This window comes from Streptomyces sp. NPDC006259, from assembly GCF_042870975.1.
Taxonomy (GTDB): Bacteria; Actinomycetota; Actinomycetes; order Streptomycetales; family Streptomycetaceae; genus Streptomyces.
Map to the genome: position 1 here is coordinate 612,241 of NZ_JBIAHY010000006.1, position 25,063 is coordinate 637,303.

General features: G+C 72.5%; 25 protein-coding genes and 1 tRNA gene. 8 read left to right on the forward strand and 18 right to left on the reverse strand.

Annotated elements, in window-relative coordinates; genetic code table 11:
* Positions 1-44: 44 nt before the first annotated feature.
* The 3 genes from ACFYO5_RS27275 to ACFYO5_RS27285 form a co-directional block, all read right to left on the reverse strand.
* Positions 45-866, reverse strand: coding sequence for a YceI family protein (locus ACFYO5_RS27275; RefSeq protein WP_388713488.1), 822 nt, complete (start codon positions 864-866; stop codon positions 45-47).
* 71 nt (positions 867-937) lie between these two features.
* The gene (locus ACFYO5_RS27280; protein WP_388713490.1) at positions 938-3,463 is read right to left on the reverse strand and encodes an MFS transporter; all 2,526 of its coding nucleotides are present in this window, start codon (positions 3,461-3,463) and stop codon (positions 938-940) included.
* A gap of 13 nt (positions 3,464-3,476) precedes the next feature.
* Entirely contained in the window at positions 3,477-4,022 is a 546-nt protein-coding gene (locus ACFYO5_RS27285) for a MarR family transcriptional regulator (RefSeq protein ID WP_356568807.1), read from the reverse strand.
* A gap of 215 nt (positions 4,023-4,237) precedes the next feature.
* Between ACFYO5_RS27285 and ACFYO5_RS27290 the strand changes: the two genes are divergently transcribed.
* Positions 4,238-4,435, forward strand: a complete 198-nt coding sequence (locus ACFYO5_RS27290) for a hypothetical protein (RefSeq protein ID WP_356568809.1) — start codon at positions 4,238-4,240, stop codon at positions 4,433-4,435.
* 660 nt (positions 4,436-5,095) lie between these two features.
* On the opposite strand, the gene ACFYO5_RS27295 is transcribed toward ACFYO5_RS27290, so the two are convergent.
* From ACFYO5_RS27295 to ACFYO5_RS27335, 9 genes are all read right to left on the reverse strand, one after another.
* Positions 5,096-5,386 (reverse strand): hypothetical protein, encoded by a 291-nt coding sequence (locus ACFYO5_RS27295; RefSeq protein ID WP_388713493.1) that lies wholly within the window; start codon positions 5,384-5,386, stop codon positions 5,096-5,098.
* A gap of 543 nt (positions 5,387-5,929) precedes the next feature.
* Entirely contained in the window at positions 5,930-6,841 is a 912-nt protein-coding gene (locus ACFYO5_RS27300; RefSeq protein ID WP_356568813.1) for an RNA polymerase sigma factor SigF, read from the reverse strand.
* A gap of 348 nt (positions 6,842-7,189) precedes the next feature.
* Positions 7,190-8,023 (reverse strand): RNA polymerase sigma factor SigF, encoded by an 834-nt coding sequence (locus ACFYO5_RS27305; protein WP_356568815.1) that lies wholly within the window; start codon positions 8,021-8,023, stop codon positions 7,190-7,192.
* 561 nt (positions 8,024-8,584) lie between these two features.
* A complete protein-coding gene (locus ACFYO5_RS27310; protein WP_356568817.1) occupies positions 8,585-8,878 on the reverse strand; it encodes a Dabb family protein in 294 nt (97 codons plus the stop codon).
* Between the two features lie 32 nt (positions 8,879-8,910).
* Entirely contained in the window at positions 8,911-9,087 is a 177-nt protein-coding gene (locus ACFYO5_RS27315; protein ID WP_356568819.1) for a hypothetical protein, read from the reverse strand.
* A 185-nt stretch (positions 9,088-9,272) separates the two neighbouring features.
* Positions 9,273-9,357 (reverse strand) — tRNA-Ser (locus tag ACFYO5_RS27320).
* A 57-nt stretch (positions 9,358-9,414) separates the two neighbouring features.
* Entirely contained in the window at positions 9,415-9,846 is a 432-nt protein-coding gene (gene tadA / locus ACFYO5_RS27325; RefSeq protein ID WP_356568821.1) for a tRNA adenosine(34) deaminase TadA, read from the reverse strand.
* Between the two features lie 59 nt (positions 9,847-9,905).
* Positions 9,906-10,454: a hypothetical protein gene (locus tag ACFYO5_RS27330; RefSeq protein WP_356568823.1), complete on the reverse strand. Its 549-nt coding sequence runs from the start codon at positions 10,452-10,454 to the stop codon at positions 9,906-9,908.
* A gap of 311 nt (positions 10,455-10,765) precedes the next feature.
* Entirely contained in the window at positions 10,766-10,996 is a 231-nt protein-coding gene (locus ACFYO5_RS27335; protein WP_388713499.1) for a hypothetical protein, read from the reverse strand.
* Positions 10,997-11,132: 136 nt separating this feature from the next.
* On the opposite strand from ACFYO5_RS27335, the gene upp reads away from it, so the two are divergent.
* Complete coding sequence (gene upp, locus ACFYO5_RS27340) at positions 11,133-11,768, forward strand: uracil phosphoribosyltransferase (protein ID WP_388713502.1); 636 nt, start codon at positions 11,133-11,135, stop codon at positions 11,766-11,768.
* Positions 11,769-11,796: 28 nt separating this feature from the next.
* Here the strand turns inward: upp and ACFYO5_RS27345 are convergent, their stop codons facing one another.
* From ACFYO5_RS27345 to ACFYO5_RS27370, 6 genes are all read right to left on the reverse strand, one after another.
* Positions 11,797-12,414 carry a LytR C-terminal domain-containing protein gene (locus ACFYO5_RS27345; protein ID WP_388713708.1) on the reverse strand — a complete coding sequence of 206 codons (618 nt, stop codon included), beginning with the start codon at positions 12,412-12,414 and terminating at the stop codon, positions 11,797-11,799.
* A gap of 159 nt (positions 12,415-12,573) precedes the next feature.
* A complete protein-coding gene (locus ACFYO5_RS27350; RefSeq protein ID WP_004943146.1) occupies positions 12,574-12,870 on the reverse strand; it encodes a type II toxin-antitoxin system VapB family antitoxin in 297 nt (98 codons plus the stop codon).
* 728 nt (positions 12,871-13,598) lie between these two features.
* The gene (locus ACFYO5_RS27355) at positions 13,599-13,733 is read right to left on the reverse strand and encodes a hypothetical protein (protein ID WP_356568829.1); all 135 of its coding nucleotides are present in this window, start codon (positions 13,731-13,733) and stop codon (positions 13,599-13,601) included.
* 63 nt (positions 13,734-13,796) lie between these two features.
* Positions 13,797-14,114 (reverse strand): hypothetical protein, encoded by a 318-nt coding sequence (locus ACFYO5_RS27360; RefSeq protein ID WP_388713505.1) that lies wholly within the window; start codon positions 14,112-14,114, stop codon positions 13,797-13,799.
* 925 nt (positions 14,115-15,039) lie between these two features.
* Entirely contained in the window at positions 15,040-15,633 is a 594-nt protein-coding gene (locus ACFYO5_RS27365) for an HhH-GPD-type base excision DNA repair protein (RefSeq protein WP_388713508.1), read from the reverse strand.
* 61 nt (positions 15,634-15,694) lie between these two features.
* Positions 15,695-16,405, reverse strand: coding sequence for a siderophore-interacting protein (locus tag ACFYO5_RS27370; protein WP_388713511.1), 711 nt, complete (start codon positions 16,403-16,405; stop codon positions 15,695-15,697).
* A gap of 320 nt (positions 16,406-16,725) precedes the next feature.
* Between ACFYO5_RS27370 and ACFYO5_RS27375 the strand changes: the two genes are divergently transcribed.
* From ACFYO5_RS27375 to ACFYO5_RS27400, 6 genes are all read left to right on the forward strand, one after another.
* The gene (locus ACFYO5_RS27375; RefSeq protein WP_388713710.1) at positions 16,726-18,795 is read left to right on the forward strand and encodes a penicillin acylase family protein; all 2,070 of its coding nucleotides are present in this window, start codon (positions 16,726-16,728) and stop codon (positions 18,793-18,795) included.
* Positions 18,788-19,516: a GNAT family N-acetyltransferase gene (locus ACFYO5_RS27380; protein WP_388713514.1), complete on the forward strand. Its 729-nt coding sequence runs from the start codon at positions 18,788-18,790 to the stop codon at positions 19,514-19,516. The genes ACFYO5_RS27375 and ACFYO5_RS27380 overlap by 8 nt, the downstream gene beginning before the upstream one ends.
* Positions 19,513-19,986, forward strand: a complete 474-nt coding sequence (locus ACFYO5_RS27385; protein WP_388713517.1) for a cupin domain-containing protein — start codon at positions 19,513-19,515, stop codon at positions 19,984-19,986. Before ACFYO5_RS27380 ends, ACFYO5_RS27385 begins: the two co-directional genes overlap by 4 nt.
* A gap of 374 nt (positions 19,987-20,360) precedes the next feature.
* Positions 20,361-22,235, forward strand: a complete 1,875-nt coding sequence (locus ACFYO5_RS27390) for a copper resistance CopC/CopD family protein (protein WP_388713713.1) — start codon at positions 20,361-20,363, stop codon at positions 22,233-22,235.
* Between the two features lie 345 nt (positions 22,236-22,580).
* On the forward strand, positions 22,581-23,072 hold the full coding sequence (locus tag ACFYO5_RS27395) for an amino acid ABC transporter permease (protein WP_388713520.1): 492 nt from the start codon (positions 22,581-22,583) through the stop codon (positions 23,070-23,072).
* A complete protein-coding gene (locus tag ACFYO5_RS27400; protein ID WP_388713523.1) occupies positions 23,069-25,000 on the forward strand; it encodes an alpha/beta hydrolase in 1,932 nt (643 codons plus the stop codon). The genes ACFYO5_RS27395 and ACFYO5_RS27400 overlap by 4 nt, the downstream gene beginning before the upstream one ends.
* Positions 25,001-25,063 lie beyond the last annotated feature (63 nt).

Here is a 25,063-nt window from a genome sequence, read left to right on the forward strand (position 1 = left end):
CAGCGTAGGCGCGCGGGCGGGCGCCGTGGCCGACCCCGGCCGTCCTACGCCTGCGGCAGCGACCGCCCCTGCACGGCCTGGATGTCCAGTTCCACCTTGAGCGTCGTACCGATGGCGGCGATGCCGGCCTGCACGACCTGGTTGTAGTTGATGGCGAAGTCCTCCCGGTGCAGGTCGGCCGTGGCGCGGAAGGCCGCGCGGGTGCCGCCCCACGGGTCCGCGCCGGTGCCGAGGTAGGCGAGGTCCAGGTCGACGGGGCGGACGATCCCGCGCAGGGACAGGTCGCCGTGGACCGTCCAGCGGTCGGGGCCCGCGGCCGTCAGGCCGGTCGAGCGGTAGGTGATCTCCGGGTGGGCGTCGACGTCCAGGAAGTCCGCCGAGCGCAGGTGGGTGTCGCGCATGCCGTTCCCGGTGTCGATGGACGCGGCCCGGATCACCGCCTCCACCCGCGACCGGGCGACGTCGTCGGGGGCGATCTCGACCAACGCGGCGAAGTCGGTGAAGCGGCCGCGCACACTGGAGATCCCCAGGTGCTGGGCGACCGCGCCGACCGTGGAGTGCGCCGGGTCGACGGTCCACGGGCCGGGCGGCGGCAGCTCGGTGCCGCCCTGCCGGGCCAGCGTGAGCGTGCCGACCTCGGCCCGGCCGCTCGCGGTGACCAGCGCGCTCGCCGCGGCCGGCGCGTATCCGACGGCGGTGACGATCACGGTGTACGCGCCCGGCGCCAGCGCGGTCGCGTCCCGCACGGCGCCCTCCGCGTCGGCCTCGGCGCGCAGGACCTGCGTGCCCGTCGTGTCCGTCACCGTGACGACCGCGTGCGTCACGGCCCATCCGTCCCGGGTGCGGATCCTCGCGGTCAGTCCCATCTCACGTAACTCCTCGAAGAGACCGGCCCGTGGCGGGGCGAACCCCCGCCACGGGCCGGTGCCGTGTCGTGCTACTCGCCGGGGTGGGCGAGTGCGATGTCGTGGCCGTCCACGCCGGTGCCGGCGACGGTCAGGGCGGTGGCCACCGGCGGGTATCCGGTCGCGATGACCGTGTAGTCGCCGCCGTCGAGGTCGGTGAAGGCGTACGCCCCGTCGACGCCGGTGGTGGCGGTGCCGACCACGTTGCCCGCCGCGTCGACGAGCGTCACGCGCGCGTCGGCCAGCGGACCGTGCGGCGCCCGGACGACGCCCTGGACCCGCGCCCCCGCGTCGAGGACCAGCTCCACACGGGTCACCCCGGTCACGCCCACCTCGACGGGCAGGGCGCGCGGCCGGAACCCGGCGGCGTTCACCGCGACGGTCACGGCACCCGGCACCAGCTCGGTGAAGGAGAACTCGCCCTGCTCACCGGTGGTCCCGGTGGCCAGCAGATCGCCGCGCACATCGGTGACGACGACCATGGCGTCCTTGACGGGCCCGCCCGACTCGGCGGCCCGCACGACACCGCCGAGCCCGCTGGTCCCGCTGAGCAGGATGTCGTAGGCGACCGGCTCGCCGTTGACGACGACCGTGGACGCCTGCGGCTGGAACCCGTCGGCGGAGGCGATCAGGACGTACGATCCCGTGCCCGGCGCGTCCAGCCCGTAGGAGCCGTCGGCCTGCGCGACCGAGCGGCCCAGCTGACGGCCGGCGAGGGAGATCAGCGTGACCGCGGCCTGCGGGACGGGCGCGCTCTCGGCGCCGCGGACGAAGCCACGGACCGGGATCCCGCCGGAGGAGGCCCCGGGCGCGTCGGCGGTGGCGACGGCCGCGAGCCGCTGCGTGCCCTCGGGACCGGCCTCGGCGGTCGAGCCGGCTCCGGTGAGGACCTTTTCACCGGGAGCCTGGGCCTCACCGGGGGCCTGCGCCTCGGCGGGAGCCTGGGCCTCGGCCGGGGTGCCGTCGGCGGCGGTCTGCGCCAGCGCGCCCCTGGTCCTCAGCGGGACCTCCTTGATGAACAGCGTGATGAGGAAGGCCAGCAGGGCCATGACGGCGGCGATCAGGAAGACGTCCGCGATGCCGTGGCCGTACGCGCTCTCCATGACCGTGCGCAGCGGCAGCGGCAGCTTGTCCATGTCGGGGATGGAGTCGCCCGAGCTGGAACCGGCCGCGAGGGAGGCGTAGTCGGGGCCGAGGCCCGCGATGCCGTCACGGGCGTAGTCACCGATGCGGTTGGCCATGACGGCACCGAGCGCCGAGACGCCCATCGCACCGCCCAGGGAGCGGAAGAAGGTGACCGTGGAGCTGGCCGCCCCGAGGTCGCTGGGGGCGACCTGGTTCTGCGTGGACAGCACCAGGTTCTGCATCATCATGCCGACGCCGAGGCCGAGGAGGGCCATGAAGACGGCGGTCTTCCAGTACGGGGTGTCGTAGCGGATGGTGCCCAGCAGACCGAGGCCGGCCGTGATGAGCACACCGCCGCTGACCAGCCAGGCCTTCCACTTGCCGGTCTTGGTGATGAACTGCCCGGAGACGGTGGAGGAGACGAACAGGCCGCCGATCATCGGGATCGTCATGACGCCCGACATGGTCGGGGACTTGTCCCGGGCCAGCTGGAAGTACTGGGCGAAGAACACCGTGCCGGAGAACATCGCGACGCCGACGAACATCGAGGCGATGGAGGAGAGGGTGATCGTGCGGTTGCGGAAGAGCCGCAGCGGGATGATCGGCTCGGTGGCCTTCGACTCGACGAGCACGAAGATCAGCCCGAGCGCGATCGAGCCGGCGACCATCGCGTACGTCTGCCAGGACAGCCAGTCGTACTTGTCACCCGCGAAGGTGACCCAGACCAGCAGCAGCGAGACCGCGGCCGAGATGAAGAACGCGCCGGCCCAGTCGACCCTGACGTCCCGCTTCACGACGGGCAGGTGCAGGGTCTTCTGGAGCACGATCAGCGCGATCACGGCGAAGGGCACACCGACGTAGAAGCACCAGCGCCAGCCCAGCCAGCTGGTGTCGGTGATGACACCGCCGAGCAGCGGACCGCCGACGGTGGCGACGGCGAAGGTGGCGCCGAGGTAGCCGGAGTAACGTCCGCGCTCACGCGGGGAGATCATCGCGGCCATGACGATCTGGGCGAGCGCGGAGAGGCCGCCCACGCCGACGCCCTGCACCACGCGGCAGGCGATCAGCATCCCGGGGTTCTGCGACAGACCGGCGGCGGCCGATCCGAGCACGTAGATGACGAGCGCTATCTGGACGAGCGCCTTCTTGTCGTACAGGTCCGCGAGCTTGCCCCAGAGGGGGGTGGTCGCGGTCATCGACAGGAGGGTGGCGGTGACGACCCAGGTGTAGGCGGACTGGCCGCCGCCGAGGTCGCCGATGATCTCCGGGAGGGCGTTCGAGACGATCGTGGACGACAGGATCGCCACGAACATGCCGAGGAGCAGTCCGGAGAGGGCCTCCATGATCTGCCGGTGGGTCATCGGAGCGTCGCCGGCGGACCCTCCGCCGTGCTTCGCGTGAGCCCGCACACCGGCTGGTGTGGTCGTTGCCATGGGCTTCCTTCTCTTATGTCGCTTGTGCGGGTGTACGGGTGGTCTGTTCGCGTGACGGTCCACGCGGGTGTTCGCCCACGGGAACGGCAGGGGGAACGGGGGCGGGCCGTTGGGGCCGGTGCGGGGTCGACCGGCAGTCGCCGAAGCTGGCGCGCAGCCGCGTCATCAGCCCGATGAGCTGGCCGACCTCGTCGTCGGTCCAGTCGCCCAGCCGCTCCGCCAGGAGATCGGTGCTGCGCCGGGTCAGCTCGGCGAGCATCGCGTGACCCTCGGGGGTGAGGCGCAGAATGCGCGAACGCTTGTCCGCCGGGTCCGGGGACCGTTCGATCCAGCCCCGCTCGGCGAGGTGCGCCGCGTGCCGGCTGGTCACCGACATGTCGACGGCGAGCAGCTCGGACAGGGCGCTCATGCGTAGGTCACCGTGCCGGTCGAGCAGCGTCAGCACACCCGCCGAGCCCGGGGAGCAGTCGGCCGGCAGGATCCGCCCGAGGTCCCGCTTCACGGCTCCGACGGCGCTGAGCTGACGGGCCAGTTCCTCGAACTGCGCCTGCCCGGCCATCACACCTCCCGTGTTCGTTGCTTAGGGCAACCATAGAAGCGCTTGGTTGCTACAGACAAATAAATCGGCGGTGAGCGCCGCAAAAAGTTGGCAAAGACGCGTATTGCGGCAGTAAACGCCCAGGTGAGGGAGGTGACCGAGGGCGGAGCACCGATCGGGCCGGACCGCGCCCCCCGCTTGGGCCGTCCCGGCCGCTTTCGCTAGTGTCTCGGGGCATGGCTAACACGCAGGGCCCCCAGGGCAACCACGACCCCGCCGGCAGCACCCAGATGTTCCGGGCCTTCGTCGACGAGGGCGCCCCCCAGGCATCCCGCCAGGCCCCCGCCCCGACCGGCTCCCGCCTCGGCCTGATCCTCGGCATCGTCGCGGCGGTGGCGATCGTCGCGGCGGTGGCCTGGCTGGCACTGAAGTAACGGGCAGGGCGACCAGCCCCCGCCCGACCACGCCTCGACGACGCGGGGCGGGCCTGCCGCCGCGCCGCGTCCGGAGGTCCCGCCGACGCGTTCCCGCCCCACCTGGGCTCGGAGTTCTCCTGGTTCCAGGTTCCGGCTTCCAGCGTCGGCTTCGGCTTCGGCTTCGGCTTCCGGGAGGGTGACGGGAATGCGCCGGCCGGGCTTCCGCACGACTGGTCGGCACGGACGGCCCGCCCGAGCCGACATGTCAGGGCGGCACTCTGCCCGCCTCTGCCCGCCTCTGACGCCTCGGTGGTCGGTGGCTCGGCTCGGCTCCGAGCGGGCCGGCCCACGTCGTAGGTGCTCGGGCCGGCCGCGTGAGCCCGCACGTCCCGCCGCGTCCGTCGGGGCGGCATCCGTCCGCCGGTACCTGCCGCACCCGCTCGGACCGAGAGCGCCCCCGGCCCACCCCCACACAGCCCTTACGCCCGGGCGGCCGTATCCCGCTCGCGCGATCCCCCGCCGAGCACCCGCCCCGCCCTGCTCACACGTCCGCCGAAGCCGTCCGCACCGGTCCCTGCCCGGCGCCCGGAAGCGCCCCACCCGCGCCGTGCACCAGGTCGTACGCCCTCGGGTCGCACCCGCCGGGTCGGCATCCGGACCCCGGTCGTACCCAAGGGGTCACTCCCACCGCACCGACACGTCCCGCGTCTCCACGCGCATGCCCAGGGGGACGCGCCAGGCGTCCACGCAGACCGTCCAGGTGCCGTGCTCGCGGGCTCCGGGAGCGATCGGCGCCGGGAGGTCCTCCGTGGCCTCGATCGTCGCCCAGTCGACGCCCAGGGCGCCGATGACGTGCGTCCCCAGTGTCACCGAGCCCGAACGGACGGCCGTACCGCCGGAGTTGTGGAAGGTGAGCGTCACCCGCTCGCACCAACGGCGGTCCGTGGCGGCACGTTCGGGCTCGCCCACGTTCAGAACGGCCGGGCCGGCGGGCGGGACGGTGGGGGAGGGGGTGGAAGGGGAGGAGGGAGGCGCGGGTGAGACGGGGGAGGCCGAAGGAGGCTCGGAGGGGCCGGCCGGAGTCGGGCCGGGTTCCGTCCGGGTTTCCGTCCGGGTTTCCGGCGACGACGGCCGTGGGTCCGGAGCCGTGGCCGACCCGTCGCCGCTCTCCGGCGGTACGGCCGCCGGAGCCGTCGGACCGCTCCCGTGCGGCGGCGACCCGGCGCTCTGCCCGTCCAGCGGCACCAGTCTGACCCCGGCCGTGGGCGGCACCGCGGCGCCCGAGGGGCCCGGTGCCGCGCCCGTCGCCACGTAACCCCTGTCCTGACCGCCGTCGCCCGGGACCAGGAGGACTCCCGTACAGACGACGACGGCCGCCGACGCGCCCAGTAAGGCGCCTCGGCGGCCCTGTGTCCACGTTGGTCGGCGCATCGCGCCAGTGTCGCTGACGGGCCGTCAGGAAGATAGCCCGCGGACGAGGACGCGGGCCCGGTGACGGGCCCGCCGGGTGGCTCAGTCGGAGATCAGGCCCTCGCGGAGCTGGGACAGGGTGCGCGTGAGGAGGCGCGAGACGTGCATTTGGGAGATGCCGACCTCCTCGCCGATCTGCGACTGCGTCATGTTGGCGAAGAAGCGCAGCATGATGATCCGGCGTTCGCGCGGCGGCAGCTTGGCCAGCAGCGGCTTCAGCGACTCGCGGTACTCCACGCCCTCCAGCGCCATGTCCTCGTAGCCGAGGCGGTCGGCGAGGGAGCCCTCGCCGCCGTCGTCCTCGGGGGCCGGGGAGTCGAGGGAGGATGCGGTGTACGCGTTGCCGACGGCCAGGCCGTCGACCACGTCCTCCTCCGACACGCCCAGGACGACGGCGAGTTCGGCCACCGTCGGCGAGCGATCCAGCTTCTGGGAGAGTTCGTCGCTGGCCTTGGTGAGGGCGAGCCGCAACTCCTGGAGGCGGCGCGGGACGCGCACCGACCACGAGGTGTCGCGGAAGAAGCGTTTGATCTCGCCGACGACCGTGGGCATCGCGAAGGTCGGGAACTCGACGCCCCGTTCGCAGTCGAAGCGGTCGATCGCCTTGATCAGGCCGATGGTGCCGACCTGGACGATGTCCTCCATCGGCTCGTTGCGCGAGCGGAAGCGTGCTGCCGCGTACCGCACGAGCGGGAGGTTCAGCTCGATGAGCGTGTCCCGGACGTACGCGCGCTCGGGGCTCTCCTCGTCGAGCGCGGCCAGCCGCAGGAACAGGGAGCGGGACAGGGTGCGGGTGTCGATGGCTCCCGTGGCCGGAAGGGCCGGGACGGGAGCGGCCTCGAGGGCCGTGACGGCGTCGAGCACGTCGGGCTCGACGGGCGTGACGGGCTCGGTGGGCGCGGACTCGCTCTTCGTGAGCATGAGCACCTTCGAGCTGCCCTGGTCTGCGGACATGCCACCCCCTTTGGGTCGCGGGACGGTCGTGACGAACGCTCCGGATCGAGGAACGCCAGCCTTCACCTGAATACCGGAGCCGAAGCTCTGGCAAACGCGCTTCCGGCAGAATGTCACATGTCGGCAACACGCTGTAGTGACATGTCGACATGTCAGTCACGAATCGGCCCTGGAAACAGGGGGTGTGACGGTTTATCAGCACGGATTCGCCGGGAAGCGCCCTGCTGGGTGATTCGCCCGTGGCGGTGATGGATCGCTTCCGCGTTCGGTTACGCGATTTCACCCCGAAGGGCTATGCGTCACCGCCGCCGAGGGGTCGCCGGGCCCGCCGGGCGGCGGACGGAACCGTCAGGCGTCGATGCGGTTCGCCGACCGCAGCCGCTGGAAGCTCCGCGCCAGGAGGCGTGAGACGTGCATCTGGGAGACCCCGAGTTCCGCGCTGATCTGCGACTGCGTCAGGTTGCTGTAGTAGCGCAGCAGCAGGATCCGCTGCTCGCGTTCGGGCAACTGGACGAGGAGGTGGCGGACCAGGTCGCGGTGCTCCACGCCGTCCAGGGCCGGGTCCTCGTAGCCGAGCCGGTCCAGCAGGCCGGGCAGCCCGTCGCCCTCCTGCGCGGCCTCCAGCGAGGTGGCGTGGTACGACCGGCCGGCCTCGATGCAGGACAGCACCTCGTGCTCGGGGATGCGCAGCCGCTCGGCGATCTCGGCGGTGGTCGGCGTACGGCCGAAGGCGGTGGTCAGGTCCTCGGTGGCGCTGGTGACCTGCACCCACAGCTCGTGCAGCCGGCGCGGTACGTGGACCGTGCGCACGTTGTCGCGGAAGTACCGCTTGATCTCGCCGACGACCGTCGGCATCGCGAAGGTCGGGAACTGCACGCCCCGGTCGGGGTCGAAGCGGTCGATGGCGTTGATCAGGCCGATGGTGCCGACCTGGACGACGTCCTCCATCGGCTCGTTGCGGGAGCGGAAGCGGCCGGCGGCGTAGCGCACCAGCGGGAGGTTGGCCTCGATGAGAGCCCCCCGCACGCGGTCGTGCTCCGGGGTGCCCGGTTGCAGGTTCTTCAGCTGGGCGAAGAGCACCTGGGTCAGTGCCCGGGTGTCCGCGCCGCGGCGCCGCTCGGGCGTCGGGGCGGGTGCCTCTTCCTGAGGCGGCGCAGTACTGGCCGACACGGTCAACGCCACCTCTTCGTCAGGTCAACATCGGTCAACTCATCCGTCAAAAGCGGTCATAGCATCACAAGACATGTGCACTGTGTGCAAGCACCCCATAACCCCGTGTTGAGGGAGAAGTTGGTCCCGGGACGCGCGAAAGCCCCCGCCGTTCCGGCGCAGGGCTCGGTGCGGAGCGGTCCGAGCGCATGGGGAGTGCGCGAGGACGAGCCGAGAAGCCGGCACGCGAAGAGGGATCCGGAAGTCGGCACGCCAAGGGGGCCTGCGAAGTCAGAACGGCCGGGACCGGCCGCACAGGCGTGGCGTACAGGCGGGGCGCCGCCACGGGTCGCACGGACAGGCCGCGCAGGCAGGGCGTACAGGCAGAGCGCCCGCACGGACCGACCACGCAGCCAGGGCCGTACAGGCAGGGCGCCCGCACGGGCCGCGCGGACGGGCCGCACGCACGCGGTCAACGGCCGGCCGCGCAGGCGGGGCGCCCGGACCGCCCGCGCGGCGGGGCGCCCGGACGCGTAGTCCGGACCCATCGCCCGTACGCGTAGCCCGGACGCGCCGCCCCGCCACGTCGCGCGGTCAGAACGTGTAGTCGGCGACCACCCAGGTGGCGAACTCCCGCCAGAGGGCGACGCCCGCCTGGTGTGCCGGGTGCTCGATGTACCGCTTCAGGGCGTCCGCGTCCTCGACCGCGGAGTTGATCGCGAAGTCGTAGGCGATGGGCCGGTCGCTGATGTTCCAGCCCAGCTCCCAGAAGCGCAGCTCCTCGATCTGCCCGCCCAGGGCGCGGAAGGCCGCTTCGCCCGCCACCACCCGGGGGTCGTCACGGGTGACGCCCTCGTGGAGCTTGAAGAGGACCAGATGGCGGATCAAGGGAACTCCCGTCGGCTGCGGCTGCGCGGCTGCTACTTCGCTCCGTCGGCGAGCCAGGTGAAGAAGTCGCCGACGGCGCTGGCGGCGTCCGATATGCCCTCGAAGCCTATCTGGACGTAGTCCGCCGCCTTCTCCGGATCCGTGATGATCACGTACAGCACGAAGACCACGAGTACGTAGACGGCGATCTTCTTTGCGTTCACCGCCACCGCGGCCTCCCTCTGAGTCCTGCCCCTGGGGTCCCCTGTTGCCGGCCGCGAGTGTAACCCTCACATCGTTTTTCCCGATCAACGCCACAACGGGCAGGGCGCTTTCGGGGAGTCCGCGTGAGGTCACCGACGTACAGCAGAACACCCCCTGACCCGTGTCGCCACGGTTCAGGGGGTGTCATCAGCGGTAGCGGAGGGATTTGAACCCTCGGTGACTTGCGCCACACTCGCTTTCGAGGCGAGCTCCTTCGGCCGCTCGGACACGCTACCGAGAGAGACCTTACAACAAGGTGAGCCCCGCTTTGAAATCGGATTCGGCGGGAGGTTTCAGCGGGAGCGGAAGAACTCGGTGAGCAGCCTGGCGCAGTCCTCGGCGAGGACGCCCTCGACCACCTCGGGCCGGTGGTTGAGCCGCCGGTCGCGGACCACGTCCCAGAGGGAGCCGGCCGCCCCCGCCTTGTCGTCGCGGGCGCCGTAGACGACGCGGTCCACGCGGGACTGGACGAGGGCCCCGGCGCACATCGTGCACGGCTCCAGCGTGACGACGAGCGTGCAGCCGGTCAGCCGCCACTCCCCGGTCCGGGCCGCGGCCCGCCGCAGGGCGAGCACCTCCGCGTGGGCGGTGGGGTCACCGCCCGCCTCGCGTTCGTTGTGGCCGGTCGCGAGGACGGTGGTGCCGTCGGCGGCCAGCACGACGGCGCCGACGGGGACGTCGCCACCGCGGGCGGCCAGCGCGGCCTCGTCCAGGGCGAGCCGCATGGCGGCCCGCCAGTGGTCGCGTACGGGGTCGGCGGGCCGGCCCCCCTCGGTCGGTGCGGTCAGCGGACGGTCTCCAGGACCTCCGAGGCCCCGAGGGACTCGGCGATCTCGGTGAGCGCGTCCGAGGACAGCGCCCGCAGTTCCTTCTCGCCGACACCGAGGTCGTCGAGGATGCCGGCGTCGCCGACCGGGCCGTGCGGCACCGCTTCGGCCGCACCGGCGCTCGGCACGCCGTCCCCGGCGTCGTCCGCTTCCTCGTCGTTGTCGTCGTCGCCGTCCTCGGTGCCGTCGAGGTCGAGGACGTCCAGGTCGTCGGCGTCACCCGGATCTCGGCCGAGCAGTTCGTCGGTGAGCAGGATCTCGCCGTACGAACTGCGGGCGGCGGCGCTGGCGTCGGAGACGAAGATGCGCGGATCCTCCTCGCCGTCGATGCGGACGACCCCGAACCAGGAGTCCTCCTGCTCGATCAGCACGAGGACGGTGTCCTCGTCGGGAGCGGCTTCCCGTGCCAGGTCGGTCAGATCCGACAGGGTTTCCACATCGTCCAGCTCCGTGTCGCTCGCTTCCCACCCGTCTTCGGTGCGCGCGAGCAGTGCGGCGAAGTACACCGTGACTCTCCCACTGGTCCTAGGCGTGCCGGTTGGGGGTCCCCCCGGCGGAGGTTGCGGGCGGAGAGAGCTGAGGCTCCGAGCCCCACCCACTCGGAATCGTGGCAGAAACAAAGCGTCCAGGGGACGTCTTCGGCTCCCTGTGTCCGGAGGTTTTGATCGCGGGTCCACGCGGAGGTCCGCAACCAACTCACCAGCGCACTCGTTGCCACCACCGCGGATCGTACGCGGCTTTGCCGTTCGGCCACGCACGCCCACCCCCGTAACGCGCCTGACGTCGGGGGCCTTCCCAACGGGCGCCGGGCGGGCGGCTACCAGCGGAACGTGCGCATGCGCATCGCGTGTCGGAGCCGGGCGGTCTTGGCGCGGCGCGGCTGGACGCGGTCGCGCAGCTCGCGGGCCTCGGCCAGCTCGCGCAGGAACCGGGCGCGGCGCCGGCGGCGCTCGGCCTCGGTCTCCGACGGCTCCTCCGACGGGTTCTGCGACGCGTTCTGCGACGACTGCTTCGCTCGCGACGCCGCACGCTCTGGCAGGTCAGGCATTGGTCCACCACCCTGGTCCGTCCCCACCACCTTCCCCCACCGGGCCGTTTGATGCCGGCGAACGGCCCGACCGGGGAAAACGGGCGCACCGTGTGCGGGGACGCCGGGCCGGTCGGGCCCGGTTACTGTTGTGGACATGCGTCTCCACGTCGTCGACCACCCCCTGGTCGCCCACAAGCTCACCACGCTGCGCGACCGCCGCACGGACTCCGCGACCTTCCGTCGCCTCGCCGACGAGCTGGTCACCCTGCTCGCCTACGAGGCCACGCGGGACGTGCGTACCGAGCTGGTCGACATCGTGACGCCGGTCGCCGGGACCACCGGCGTCAAGCTCGCCCGTCCGCGTCCGCTGGTGGTGCCGATCCTGCGGGCCGGCCTCGGCATGCTGGACGGCATGGTCCGGCTGCTGCCGACCGCCGAGGTCGGCTTCATGGGCATGATCCGCGACGAGCAGACCCTCGAGGCCTCCACGTACGCCACGCGCATGCCGGAGGACCTGTCCGGCCGTCAGGTGTACGTCCTGGACCCGATGCTGGCCACCGGCGGCACGCTGGTCGCCGCGATCCGTGAGCTGATCAGGCGGGGCGCGGACGACGTCACCGCGGTGGTGCTGCTGGCCGCGCCCGAGGGCGTGGCGATCATGGAACGGGAGCTGGCGGGCGCCCCGGTCACCGTCGTCACGGCGGCCGTCGACGACCACCTCAACGAGCATGGCTACATCGTCCCGGGCCTGGGCGACGCGGGCGACCGCCTGTACGGCGCGGCCGAGTGACACCCGCCGTACCCGAGGGGTACGGCGGTCAGCAGTCCTTCTTCGTGGTCGCCGCCGGCTTCGGTGCGGCCAGCGCCGTCAGGGCCCTGGTCGCCTCCGGCTGACTCGTCAGCGTCTTGAAGCCGTTGCCGATGATCAGGTCGACCGTGGTGCCCTTGTGGGCGGCGTCGGTGCGGCGCTCGGCGGTGGTGAGCTGGGTGGCCAGGACCGGCAGCGAGGTGTTCAGCGAGGACGCCGGGCCGAGCAGTACGCCGGTGCCGGTGACCTTCTTGTCGTACTGCGGGCCGGCGTTGCCCACGTCGCCGATGCGGAACCCGCGCTTCTTGAGTTCGTCGGCGGTGGTCTTGGCGAGGCCGCTGCGGGTGGTGGCGTTGAAGACGTTCACCGTGATCTGCGCGGGCCTGGGCAGGGCTGCCGGGGACGCGACGGCCGCGGGGCCGGTCTTCGTCGTGCAGCCGGCCTTCGTGCCGAGCGCCGAGGCGGTGCCTCCGCCGCCGGTGAAGACGTCGATGAGCTGGAGGGTTCCCCAGCCGGCCACACCGAGCACGGCTCCGCAGGCGACGACCGCGCCGACCAGCCTGCCGCGTCGTCGGGACGGGCGCATCCGGGGGTACTTGTCCCCCCTGATCCGGTATTGGCCGCCCATGCCGGGGGGAGTCAGCATGCTCATGAGCGCAGCGTAGTGCGCCGGGGCGGCCGTGCCTACTAGATGATCATTCGACAGGGCGCAGAGCACCCGAAAGGGCCAACCGGCCAGGGGGTGAGTGGGGCGGGCCGGGCGGCTCGGGGGTGGATCGGAGGCGGCTCAGTCCAGTTCGAGCACGCGCGCGTGGAGGACCTGGCGCTGCTGGAGCGCGGCCCGGACCGCGCGGTGGAGGCCGTCCTCCAGATACAGGTCGCCCTGCCACTTCACGACGTGCGCGAAGAGGTCGCCGTAGAACGTGGAGTCCTCGGCGAGCAGGGTTTCCAGGTCGAGCTGCTGCTTGGTGGTCACCAGCTGATCGAGGCGGACCGGGCGCGGCGCGACGTCCGCCCACTGCCGGGTGCTTTCCCGGCCGTGGTCGGGGTACGGCCGGCCGTTTCCGATGCGCTTGAAGATCACACGGAAAGCCTACCGGTCCTGACGTTCCGGGCGCAGCCATGGTGGTGGAGTGCGCGGCCGGAAAAGGCGTGACGAACATGTGCAAACCGGAACGATGGGCTGTCGATGAGTCTGCCGGCGAAGGCCGCCGGGCACGCCCTCACGGCCGCGAGCGGCGGCGCGAGGTGCGGCGGCCGGGTTTCGGATGCCCTCGCGGTTCGCGCCTGCCCCGACCTCGATCTCGGCGCTCTGCCCGGGGTGGGACCCGCCGGCCCGGGGCGCGGGTCCACGCCCTCCTGCCCATGCGCCACCGCCACGGTCACTGGGCCGGGAAGCCGGTGGCCGCCCGACGTTTTGCGGTGAGCCCGAGTTCGACACGGCCGAGTTCCCGCGACCGCGCAGCGCGGACGACGGCCGCGGGACCGCCCCCGTCCTCGACCTGTCCGTCGTCCGGACAGGCCGCAGCCGGTCTCCACCTCCCCGCTGTGGCTGCCGGCCACCCCCTTCAACGGCCTCCCGGAGCCCGGCGACGCCGACAGACCGGAGCCCGGCATGTCCAGGTCGCCGGCGCGGTTCGCGGGCAGGCGGATCGGGCGGATCGGGCGGATCGGGCGGATCGGGCGGGAGATCACGCGCTCAGGCGCTTACGCGCTCCCTCCTCGGCACGGCAGGGCATGACACGGCAGGGCATGACACAGCACGGCACGGCATGACACGGCGGAGGCGGTGGCCCGCCTCCGCCCCGCGCGTCAGCGACCCCGGTCGTTCTCCGGGATCGGTCGCGCCTTCTGCCGGTCGGTGACGTCGGTTCGCGGTTTCGGCGTACTGCGTGCGGCCTCCGCGCGCAGCAGGGCGCGCAGGATCGCGTACGGGTCTGTCGGCATGGCGTGAGTCCTGTGTTTCTCGAGCGTGGAACTGACCTGTCGTCGTCATGGCGAACGAGGACGTCAGCAACGCAGGACCACCGCGCGCAGGGAGTTCAGGGCGGCCGGGGGGTACGGCGGCCGGGACGGCGCGCGGAGTACGCGGCCGGACGTGACGGCAGGGGCGGGGGCCGGCGCCGGGCGGGGCGCCACAGCCCGGCGAGCGGCGGCCCCCGCCGGACGCAGGGCGTCGAGGGCGTCGTACTCGGCGATCTCCGCGGCGGCCACCGGCGCGGGCGCGTGGACCGCGGCGGGGGCGCCCGGCACCAGGACGGCGAGCAGCAGCACGAGGACCCGCAGCCAGGAGCGGTGGCGCGGGACGTTCCTTGCGGGGCTGCTCATGGCAGGTCCCCTGCCCGCGACACGCCCGCCGTTCAGCACAGCGGACACGAGAACCGCTCGTTCGGAGCACGTCATGGACTCCGCGGAGGGGGAGTCCCTGCCGGACCCGGCAAGGGTGCGGTGCGGGGCGCGGGGACCTGTCCCGTCCGGCGGGGGCTCACGGGGCACGGGAGCGCCGGGGAGTTCGCCCTGTCGGCAGGACGACGCTGGGGGCGGGTCGCGCGGGGCGGGGCGGAGCGGCGCGGGGAGAGGCAGGGCGGGTCTGCCAGGCCTGGCAGGGGCTCAGGAGGCGAGGGCCGGTGGGCTCGGCCGGGATGCGGGGACCTGTCCCGTCCGGCGGGGGCTGACGGGGCACGGGAGCGTCGGGGAGTTCGCCCTGTCGGCAGGACGACGTTGGGGGCGGGGCGCGCGGGGCGGGGCGGGGCGGGGCGGGGAGAGGCAGGGCGGGTCTGCCGGGCCTGGCAGGGGCTCAGGAGGCGAGGGCCGGTCGGCTCGGCCGGGGTGCGGGCACGGTGATCTGCTCCGCCCGGTGTGGGCCGGGGTGGGGCATGGTGATCTGCTCCGCCCGGTGTGGGCTCAGGGGTGCCACGGCCTGACCGGATCCGGCCCGCAGGATCACGGGGCGCGGGGAACTGCTCCGCCTCGCACGGGCTCAGCGGCGCCGGGGTCCTGCCCTGTCCGCCAGGGACTCGCCGACAGCGGAAACCCGCCGCGCCTGGCACGGGCTCACCGGGTGCGAGGCCACGTCCCGGCCCGGCAGGGGCGCGGAGGTCCGCGGACCTGCTCCGTCCGGCGTGGGCTCAGGGAGGGGCCGGGGTCTCGCGCGTGCACCTTGGCATGCACCTGGTCCTCGGCGTGCACCTGTTCCTTGGGCGCTCCACCCTTGCGGCGCGGCCCACCCCTCGGCGGGCCCTCCATGTTCGGCCTACCCCTTGGCGGTCTTCGCCGCCTTGGCCGCCGCCTTCATCTCCTGTTTGTGCGCCCGCACCTTTACCAGCGACTCGGGTCCTGTGATGTCGGCGACGGACCGGAAGGACTTCTCCTCGCCGTAGGCGCCCGCCGCCTCCCGCCAGCCCCGTGGGCGCACGCCGAGCTGCTTGCCCAGCAGGGCCAGGAAGATCTGCGCCTTCTGCTTCCCGAAGCCGGGCAGTGCCTCCAGCCGCCCCAGCAGCTCCGCGCCGGTGGACACGCCGTCCCAGACCGCGCTCGCGTCACCGTCGTAGTGCTCGACGAGGTACTGGCAGAGCTGCTGGATCCGCTTGGCCATCGAACCCGGATAGCGGTGCACGGCCGGCTTCTCCGACAGCAGGGCCGTGAAGGCCTCCGGGTCGCGGGCGGCGATGTCGTGCGCGTCCAGATCGTCCGCGCCGAACCGGTCGGCGATCGTCCGGGGCCCCTTGAACGCCCACTCCATCGGAACCTGCTGATCCAGCAGCATCCCGACCAGCGCGGCGAGCGGGGACCGGCCCAGAAGCTCGTCGGCCTCGGGATCCTGGGCGAGGTGAAGGGTGACGTCCATGCCTTCGATCATGCCGCGTGGGGGAGGGGGACGCCCGTTCGCGACCGTCCGGTCCCGCCCGTCATTCGGCCCGCCAGTACCCCAGCGCGTGCGTCCGTTCCTTCGGGACCGCCAGGTCCTTGCGGACGTACGCCGACAGGGTGCGGGTGGTCCGGGTGTCGCAGGCGATCCAGACGTACGGGTCCGGGGTGGCGGCCAGCAGGGCGGGCAGCTCGGTCTTCACACGGTCGACCAGTTCCGTGCGGGGGATGCGGCGGAGGTCGTGCCGGGCGGGGTCGGTGCGGAACGGGAGGCCGTCCTCGCCGCCCTCGAACCAGATCGTGGCCGGTGCCGGGCCGAGGGCGTCCAGGAGGGAGTTGATCGCGGGGAGCGAGGCCGGATCTCCGATCACGAGGACGTGGGAGGGGGCCGGGACGGGCGCGGTGAAGCCCGTGCCCTGGACGGTGGCCTCGATGGTGTGACCGGGCCGGGCGGCCCGCGCCCAGTCGCTGGCGGCGCCCTCGTGCAGGGCGAACTCCAGGGAGAAGGTGCCGGTCGCCGGGTCGGGGTCGACCAGCGTGTAGGCCCGCTGGTGCGGCTTGCCCGCGTTGGTGAACCACAGGCGTACCCACATGGTGGGGTGGACGCCGTTCGCGGCCAGCAACCCGCCGTCGGTGAGACGCAGCCTCCGGTACTCCGGGGTGACGTCCTCGGCCCCTGTGACGGTGAGGGTGAAGTCCTTCGCCCGCATCAACTTGAGGACCGCGCCCTCCCAGCCCCTCCCCTGCGCCATGCCTCTTCACCTCTCGCGTACGATTCCCGCACCAAATAATTAGGTGAGCCTAACCTAAACCTGAGAAGGGTCACAGAGTGACGAGCGCAAGGGACGGAGCCGCCCGCCAGGTGGACGCGGAGAGCGGGGGCGAATCCGGGGGCGAGGCCGGTGGGACCGGCCAGACCGGAACCACTGCGACCCGTGGGATCGATGGGGCCGGTGAGACCACACCGATCGCTGGGACCGGTGAGACCACACCGATCGCTGGGACCGGTGGGACCGCTGGGACCGGTGGGACTACCACTGGGACCACCCACGGGACACCTGAGGCCGAGGAGATCTACCGGGACGCCTGGGGCATTCCGCACCTGCGGGCCGGCAACGCTCTCGCCCTCGCCCGCCTCCAGGGCCGCGTCACCGCCCGGGACCGCGCCTGGCAGCTGGAGGTCGAGCGGCACCGCGCGCGTGGCACCTCCGCGTCGTTCCTCGGCCCCGAGGCCCTCCCCTGGGACAGCTTCGTCCGCCGCGCCCGCCTCGACGACACCGCCCGCCGCTGCTTCACCACCCTGCAACGGCGCGACCCCGAGACCGCCGACTGGGTGGGGGCGTACGTCGACGGGGTCAACCAAGGCCTGCGCGTGACCCCCGAGTTCGAGCGCGTCGGCCTCGCCCCCGGCCGCTGGGAGCCCTGGACCCCGCTGGCCGTCTGGCTCTCCACCCACATCCTCTTCGCCGGCTTCCCCGCCAAGCTGTGGCGCGAGGAGGCCGCCCGCCACCTCGGGGAGGACGCCGTCGGCCTGTTCGCCACCGACGGGCCCGGCACCTCCGGCAGCAACGGCTGGCTGGTCAGCGGCGACCGCACGGTCACCGGGCAGGCCGTCATCGCCGGCGACCCGCACCGCTTCATCGAGGACCCCGGCGTCTACCAGCAGATCCGGCTGGCCTGCGACGAGTTCGACGTCGTCGGACTGGCCGTGCCCGGTGTCCCCGGCATCGCCCACTTCGGCCACACCGGCACGGTCGCCTGGGCCATCACCAACGCCATGGCCGACTACCAGGACCTCTACCGCGAACGTCTGCGCCGCACCGGCGTCGGCGTCGAGGCCCTCGGCCCGGACGGCGGCTGGCGGCGGGTCGCCCGGCACACCGAACTCGTCCGGGTGGCGGGGGAGGAGACCGTGGAGGTCGAGGTGCTGGAGACCGAGCGGGGCCCGGTGATCGCGGGCGGCCCCGAGGGCCTGGACGACGGCAACCCGGACGGCACCGGCGACGGCACCCCGCTCGCGCTCGCCCTGCGCCACCCGCCCCGCGTCACCGGCGACCTCGGCTTCTCCGCCCTGCTCCCGCTGCTGCGGGCCCGCCGGGTCGCCGACGTCGACCGCGCCCTCGACCTGTGGGCCGAGCCGGTCAACGTGGTCCAGGCCGCCGACACCGAGGGCGGCCTGCTGCACCGGGTCGCCGGCCGCGTGCCCGTACGCGCGCGGGCCAACCGCATCCGGCTGGTGCCCGCCTGGGAGCCCGGCCACGAGTGGACCGGCTGGCACGAGACACCCCGCGCCGGGCTCACCGACGGCGTCGCCGTCATGGCCAACCAGCGCGGACCCGCCGCCGAGCTGGGCGTGGAGTTCGCCCCGCCGCACCGCGCCGACCGCATCCGCGCGCTGCTCGACGGACGCCGGCAGTGGTCGGCGTCCGACATGGCGGCCATCCACACCGACACCCACCTCGCCTCCGCCGCACCCCTCCTGGACCACCTGGCCGCCCTCGACGGCCTCACCGCGGCGGCGGCCGACCTGCGCGACCGACTCCTGGGCTGGGACCGCCGGATGGACGCGGACAGCCAGGAGGCGGCGCGGTTCGCGGCCGTGCGCGGCGCGCTCGTACGCCGCCTGGCCGCCGAACCGGCCTTCGCCGCCCTCACCGCCCCGCCCGCCTACCCCGAGGTCCTCCTCCCCTGGCTCGCCCTGCTCCCGCGCATCGGCTTCGCCCTCGAACACCTCCTGCGCGCCGAGGACCTGTACGGCATCGACCGGCCGAAGCTCGTGAAGGAAGCCCTTGAGGAGGTCGCCGGACAGCCGGCCGTCCGCTGGGGCGACACCCACCGCCTCGCGCCCTGGCGCGCCCTGCCCGACCCCTCCCAGGAAGGCCCCGCCCTCTCCGGCGACCACGACTGCGTGCTGTGCACCTCCACCGTGCCCGGCTGGACCGACCTCGCCGCCCGCGGCCCGGCCGCCCGTTACGTCTGGGACCTGGCCCGCCGCGAGGACAGCCGCTGGATCGTGCCCCACGGCGCCTCCGGCCACCCCGACAGCCCCCACCACCACGACCAGCTCCCCCTGTGGCTCACGGGCGGGCTGGCCCCGGTCGTCACCGACTGGGCGCACCTGACGAAGGAGAGCGATGACTGACGCGCACGTCCACGAGGCCCTCGACGGCCGATGCACCGACGAGGCCCTCGACGGCCGGGACATCGACGAGGCCCTCGACGGCCGGGACATCGACCAGGCTCTCGACGGCCGGGACATCGACCAGGCTCTCGACGGCCGGTACGTCCACGAGGAGAGCGCGGCGGGCTTCGGCACCGTCCGTATCCGGTCCCTGGACGCCGAGGCCGACGCGGCGGTCGTGCACGGCTGGGTCAGCGAGGAGCGGGCCGCGTTCTGGGGCATGAACGGCCTCACCGAGGACCAGGTCGCCGAGGTGTACGCCCACATGGCGGGTCTCGACACCCACCACGCCTTCCTCGTCGAACTGGACGGCGAGCCCGTCGCCGTACTCCAGACGTACGAGCCGTCCGAGGACCGGGTCGGCGAGTGCTACGAGGTGCTGCCGGGGGACATCGGCGTCCATGTGCTGCTCGCGCCCGCCGGGGAGCGGGGCGCGCGGCCGGGCTGGTCGTCGGCACTGATGGGTGTGTTCGCGTCGTACGTGCTGGTGGGAATGGACCGGCGGCGGGTCGTGGTCGACCCGGACGTGCGCAACGACAAGGCCCTCGCCCGGTTCGTCCGCCAGGGCTTCGAGACCGGACCGGTCGTCACCCTGCCGGAGATCGACCTGCCGGACGTGTACCTGCCGCGGAAGACGGCCCAACTGGCGTTCCTGAGGCGGGAGGTAGCCTTCCCCGGGTGACCCCCGAGGATCTCGTCGCGCACTACGGCCTGGAGCCGATCCCCCGCGAGGGCGGCCTGTTCCGCCGTACCTGGACCGGCCCCGGACTGCCCGACGGCAGCCACGCCGGATCCGCCATAGTCGCCCTGCTCACCGCGGACGACTTCTCCGCCCTGCACCGCCTCCCCGGCGACGAGATCTGGCACTTCTACCTCGGTGACCCGCTGGAGCTGCTGCTCCTCGCCCCCGACGGCACCTCCCGCACGGCCGTGCTCGGCCCGGACGTCCTCGGCGGCCAGCACCCGCAGCTCACCGTCCCCGCGCGCACCTGGATGGGCGCGCGGGTGACGTCCGGCGGCGCCTGGGCCTTCTTCGGCTGCACCATGGCCCCCGGCTTCACCTACGAGGGCTACGAACACGGGGAGGCCGCCGCCCTGACAGCGCGCTACCCGGACCGGGCCGCCCACATCGCGGAACTGTGCCGTCCATGACCGTGCCGACGGGCCGGACAACCCTGGCCGCGGGCGCGGGCGGCTGACGAGCCCGCTCGGCCTGTTCGCGTTTCGCGTTCGTTCTGCCCGGACGGCGTACGGCGCCCGCGCGAGGCCGCCGCCGCCGTCGGCCGACCGGGGGACGCCGACGACGCCCGCCGTGATGAGCAGGAGCGGCCCGCGGTCCGTACGTATCCCCGAGCACGGGGAGTCGGGAGTCCGGAGTACGGAGCGGTGACGTGAACGAAGGACGCGACGGCGGACGACGGCGCGGTACGGGGCACAGCCCGGACCGATTCCGTAGCCGGGACGGAGGCCGATTCCGAGGCCCAGACGGAGGCCGGAGCCGGAGCGGCCCGCGGTTGCGGGGGCTGGTGCTGCTGGGCGCCACGCTGGTCCTGCTGCTCCTCGGGAGCGCGGGCCAGGCGTCGGCCCACGCCGCCCTCCGCGACGCCGACCCCGCCGACGGGTCCGTCCTCAGGACCGCGCCCCGAGGCATCACCCTGACCTTCACCGAGTCCGTGGGGTTGATCGACGACACCTTCCGCGTCTTCGGCCCCGACAACGGCCGTGTCGAGACCGGCGAGGCGCAGCACGCCGACGGCCGGTCCGACAGCGCCCTCGTCACCCTCCCCGCCCAGCTCGGCACCGGCACCTACACCGTGGCCTGGCGGGTCGTCTCGGCCGACAGCCACCCCATCGCCGGCGCCTTCACCTTCTCCATCGGCGCGCCCTCCCCGACGCCGGCCACTGTCCCCGGCGGCCCCGTCGAGGACCCGGCCACCGCCGGCCTGCACAAACTCGGCCGCTATCTGGCGTACGGCGCCGCCGCCCTGCTCATCGGTACGGCCGCCTTCGCCGCCCTGTGCCGCCCCCCGGACGCCCGGCCGCTGCGCCGGCTCCTGGTGGCCGGCTGGTGGACGTTCACCGCGTCGACGGTCCTGCTGCTCCTGCTGCGCGCCCCCTACGAGACCGGCGCCGGCCCCGACCAGGCACTCGACCCCACCGGACTCACCCGCACCCTCTCCGGCCGCCCGGGCATCGCCCTGGCGGCCCGACTGCTCCTGCTGGCCGTGGCCGCCGTCGTCCTGCTCCGGCAGCGCGGCCGCGCACGGCCCAGCCGGGCATCGCTGGCCACCGGCCTCGCCCTGTCCGTGGGCCTGGCCCTGACCTGGGCCGCCGCCGAACACGCGTCCGTCGGCATCCAGGTACCGGCCGCGATGGCCTCCTCGGTACTGCACCTGCTGGCCATGGCGGTGTGGCTCGGCGGCCTCACCGCCCTGCTCACCCTGCTCCGCCACGGCACCCTCCCGGCCGCCGTGGCCGCCCGCTTCTCCCGGCTCGCCACCGCGTCGGTCACCGTCCTGGCGGTCACCGGCGTCTACCAGGCCTGGCGCGGCCTCGGCACCATGAACGCCCTGACGGACACGACGTACGGCCGGACCCTCCTGGCCAAGCTGGCGGCGGTGGGCCTGCTGCTCCTGGCGGGCGCCTGGTCGCGGCGGTGGACCGGGCGGTTGGTGGGAACGGAAGCGGACCAGCACACGAACGTGAAGGAGGCGGCGATGCTGCCGAACGCGGATGAGGACGAGCCGAAGGGCGAGCCGAACGGGGCGGAGCCGAAGGTGGCGGCGGTGGTCGGGGCTTCGGGGAAGGACGGGGTGCCCGCGCGGCAGCCCCTCCCGGACCGCCCGGCCCTGCCCGGCGGACCCAGGCCCGACGAGGGCACGCCCCTCACCCCGGCCGAGCACGCGCACCGCCGTGCCCTGCGCAGGTCCGTCCTCGCGGAGGTCGCCGTCTCCGTCCTCGTGCTCGGCCTCACCACCGTGCTGACGGGCACCCTGCCCGGCCGGGCGGAGGCGGAGGCGGCGACGCCCCAGCAGGCGATCGGACTGCCCGTCGCCTCCGTGACCACGGTCCCCTTCGACATGAGCGCCCCCGACGCCCCCGGCGCCCGCGGCAGCGTGCAGATCACGCTCGACCCGGGCCGGGTCGGCGAGAACGCGGTGCAGGCCGTGGTCTACGGCGCCGACGGCGGCTTCGCCACCGTGCCCGAACTCCGCATCTCCTTCACCCTCCCCGGCCAGGACATCGGCCCGCTCGACGCCAAGATCACCGACCGGGGCGGCTACTGGTCCGCCGACGCCCTCCACCTGCCCCTCCCCGGCACCTGGCAGATGCACGTGACCGTACGAGCCTCCGACATCGACCAGGTCACCGAGACCAAGACGGTACGCATCACCCGCTGAGCGGGACGCCGACGCCCGCAGAGCATGCTGCCCCGGTCAGCGGTCGAGCGCCGCGACCCGGGGCCACTCGAGTTCCCCGCCCAGCTCGCCCGAGGACGCGCATCCGCGACGCCGACGCCCACGACCGGAACGCCGGCGCGGCGACGGCGCCGCAGTGGAGGACGTGACGGCGGATCGGTCTGTCCACCCGAGGATGCTGTGGCGAGCTACGCCGTGTGGGGTCACCGCGACGGCAGTTCATGTGCGTGGAATGAGTAGGAGTACTCAGTCGCTCTGGCGGGTCGCGCGGATACTGTGCGTGGCGAGCGCGGGACAACGTCCGCGGGAGCAGGCTCGGGCAGCGCCGTGGAAGCGTACGACGGGGAGGAATGGCTGGTGGCTTGGGACGAGTGGGAACAGCTCAAGGCTGCGGCGGTCGAGGGCCACTCCACCAGGATGCGGCTGAATCAGTTGCCGGCTGATCAGGGCGGCAGCATTCCCGCGGGCCAGTCGAAACCCGGATCGCATGGCGGCTCGGGCACCCTGCGGCACTCGAACGGGCCTTGGACCCACGCGGCCGGCACAGCGGACGACCTGAGAACAAGTACCGAGTCCACGACGAAGAGCCTGCACTCCGGCCATACGGGCGTGTCGACCGGGGCTGAGGGCCTGTTGAGCCTTGGCGCGTTGAAGACGGTACTCACCTCCTGGGAGAAGCGGCTGGAGGCGGTACGGGACGAGTGCGAGTCACTGGAGCCCAAGCTGCGCGCTGTAGCCAAGGACATGGGCGAGTACGACAGTGCTGTTGCTGCCAAGGCGCGCGCCGTGCACGTCTCGGATGGGGGCAAGGGTTGGTGACCTCGGCGTTGACCTGGCAGCAATTACGGGACCTGAAGCTCTCGGAGCTGGACGAGGCGGCCGATGGCTGGGCCAAGGTCTCGCACCACGCGGATGCCTCGGCCGAACGCGTGGATGCCGAGATGGCCGGCAAGTTGTCGAAGACACAGGAGAGCGAGTCGGCGAAGGCGGCCGTCCGGCGACTGCGGCGACTGAGCCGCAACTATCACTACATCCACGCCGAGTGCGGACTGATCCGCTCCTCGCTGAACGGTCTTGCCTGCGAACTCGGTCCCCCTCAGAAACGGCTGAAGGAAGCGCTGGACGACGCCACCACCCTGTCGTACACGGTGAACGAGGACGGCAGTATCGGGTACCCCGCCGGTGGCAAGGACGAGATGACGGGGGAAAGGATCCCCGGTGGCTCGGCAGTGGGCAACAACGGCATGCTCACGCCGGACAACAACGGGCTTCACCCACCGAGCGACGAGGGGCTGTACACACCCGGCACGGGTCCCGGAACACCCGGCCTGATCAACCCCAACCCTCACCGGGCCAAGGCACAGGACATCGCCGACCGCATCGCCCACGCCCTGCGCGAGGCCCGGGAGATCGACGAACGCTATGGGCAGGCGCTGGGCAAGCTCAAGGCTGGCCCCGGGCTGAAGGTCGATGCGAAGACCTGGGCCGACGCTGCCGCCGACGTCAAAGCCGTGGGCGACGCCGCAACTGCATACCTGAAGGGCGGCATTCCTCTCGACAAGTCCCCCGCCGCCCGCAAGGACTGGTGGGACCACCTCACGCAGGAGCAGCGGGAGGAGTACCTGGCGGTCTACCCGGACGTGATGGGAAACCTGGACGGCATTCCCGCGACCGTGCGCGACGAGGCCAATCGGGAGAACATCCAGCTCCTCATCGGCAAGCTCTCGGGGCAGGACGACGAGGAGTCGAAGACACTGCTGGACGGGCTGAAAGGGATTCAGGAGAAACTTCAGGAACCGAGCGAGCCCCCGATGTATCTCCTTGGCATCGGAGACGAGGGGAACGGCCGCGCGATCGTTTCCTACGGAAATCCGGACACGGCGAAGAACGTCTCGGCGTATGTCCCGGGGCTCTCGACGAGGCTTGACGGCGAGTTTGCTGGCGGCACGATGAAACGAGCCCAGGACACTGCTCTTGGCGCCAGAGAAGCCGACCCTCACAGCTCGACCGCGTCGATCGTCTGGCTCGGTTATGATGCGCCCCAGGTATCTCCCAGCGACCTTGCCGCCAACACGGACGTCATGTTCAGGGAGAACGCGGAAGCCGGAGCACCGGCATACAACAGCTTCATGGCAGGAATCTCAGCGACGAACGAGAACAAGGATCCGCACATCACGGCCATTGGGCACTCGTACGGTTCCCTCACCGTCGGTTTGGCGGCGCAGGAAAAGGGTGGCGTCCCAGGAGTCGACGACATCGTCCTGGTCGGAAGCCCCGGTACTGGCGCGAAAACCGCCGATGATCTGAACGTCGGCAAGCACCATGTATTCGTCGGCGCGGCGGACAACGACATCGTCACCAAGCTCCCCAATCACCATGAGGCCAGTGGCATGGGAGCCGGGGCTGCCGGGGGCGGGTCGGCTGGTCTTGTACTGGGATTGGGGATGGGCGGCCCCTTGGGCGGAGTCGTCGGTGGTACGGCCGGTACCGTCGTGGGCGGCGTCGCCGGCTACATGGCTCAGGATCAGCAGACGGATCCCAGTCAGATCTGGTTCGGAACCGATCCGGCGAACAAGACGTTCGGAGCCACACGCTTCCTGGTCGATGATGGCCCTCCTGTGACCGAAGGTGGGTTTGACGCACACTCGCACTACTTCACGCCCACAAAGGATCAGATGTCAGCCGACAATATCGCCAAAATCGTGGTAGGCAAGTCCGACGAGATCGTCCTGGAGCAGCCGCGATGAGGGGCGTCCGCGTCGTGCTCCTGGTCGGAATGCTGCTGGTGACGGGATGCGGGAATTCGGAGC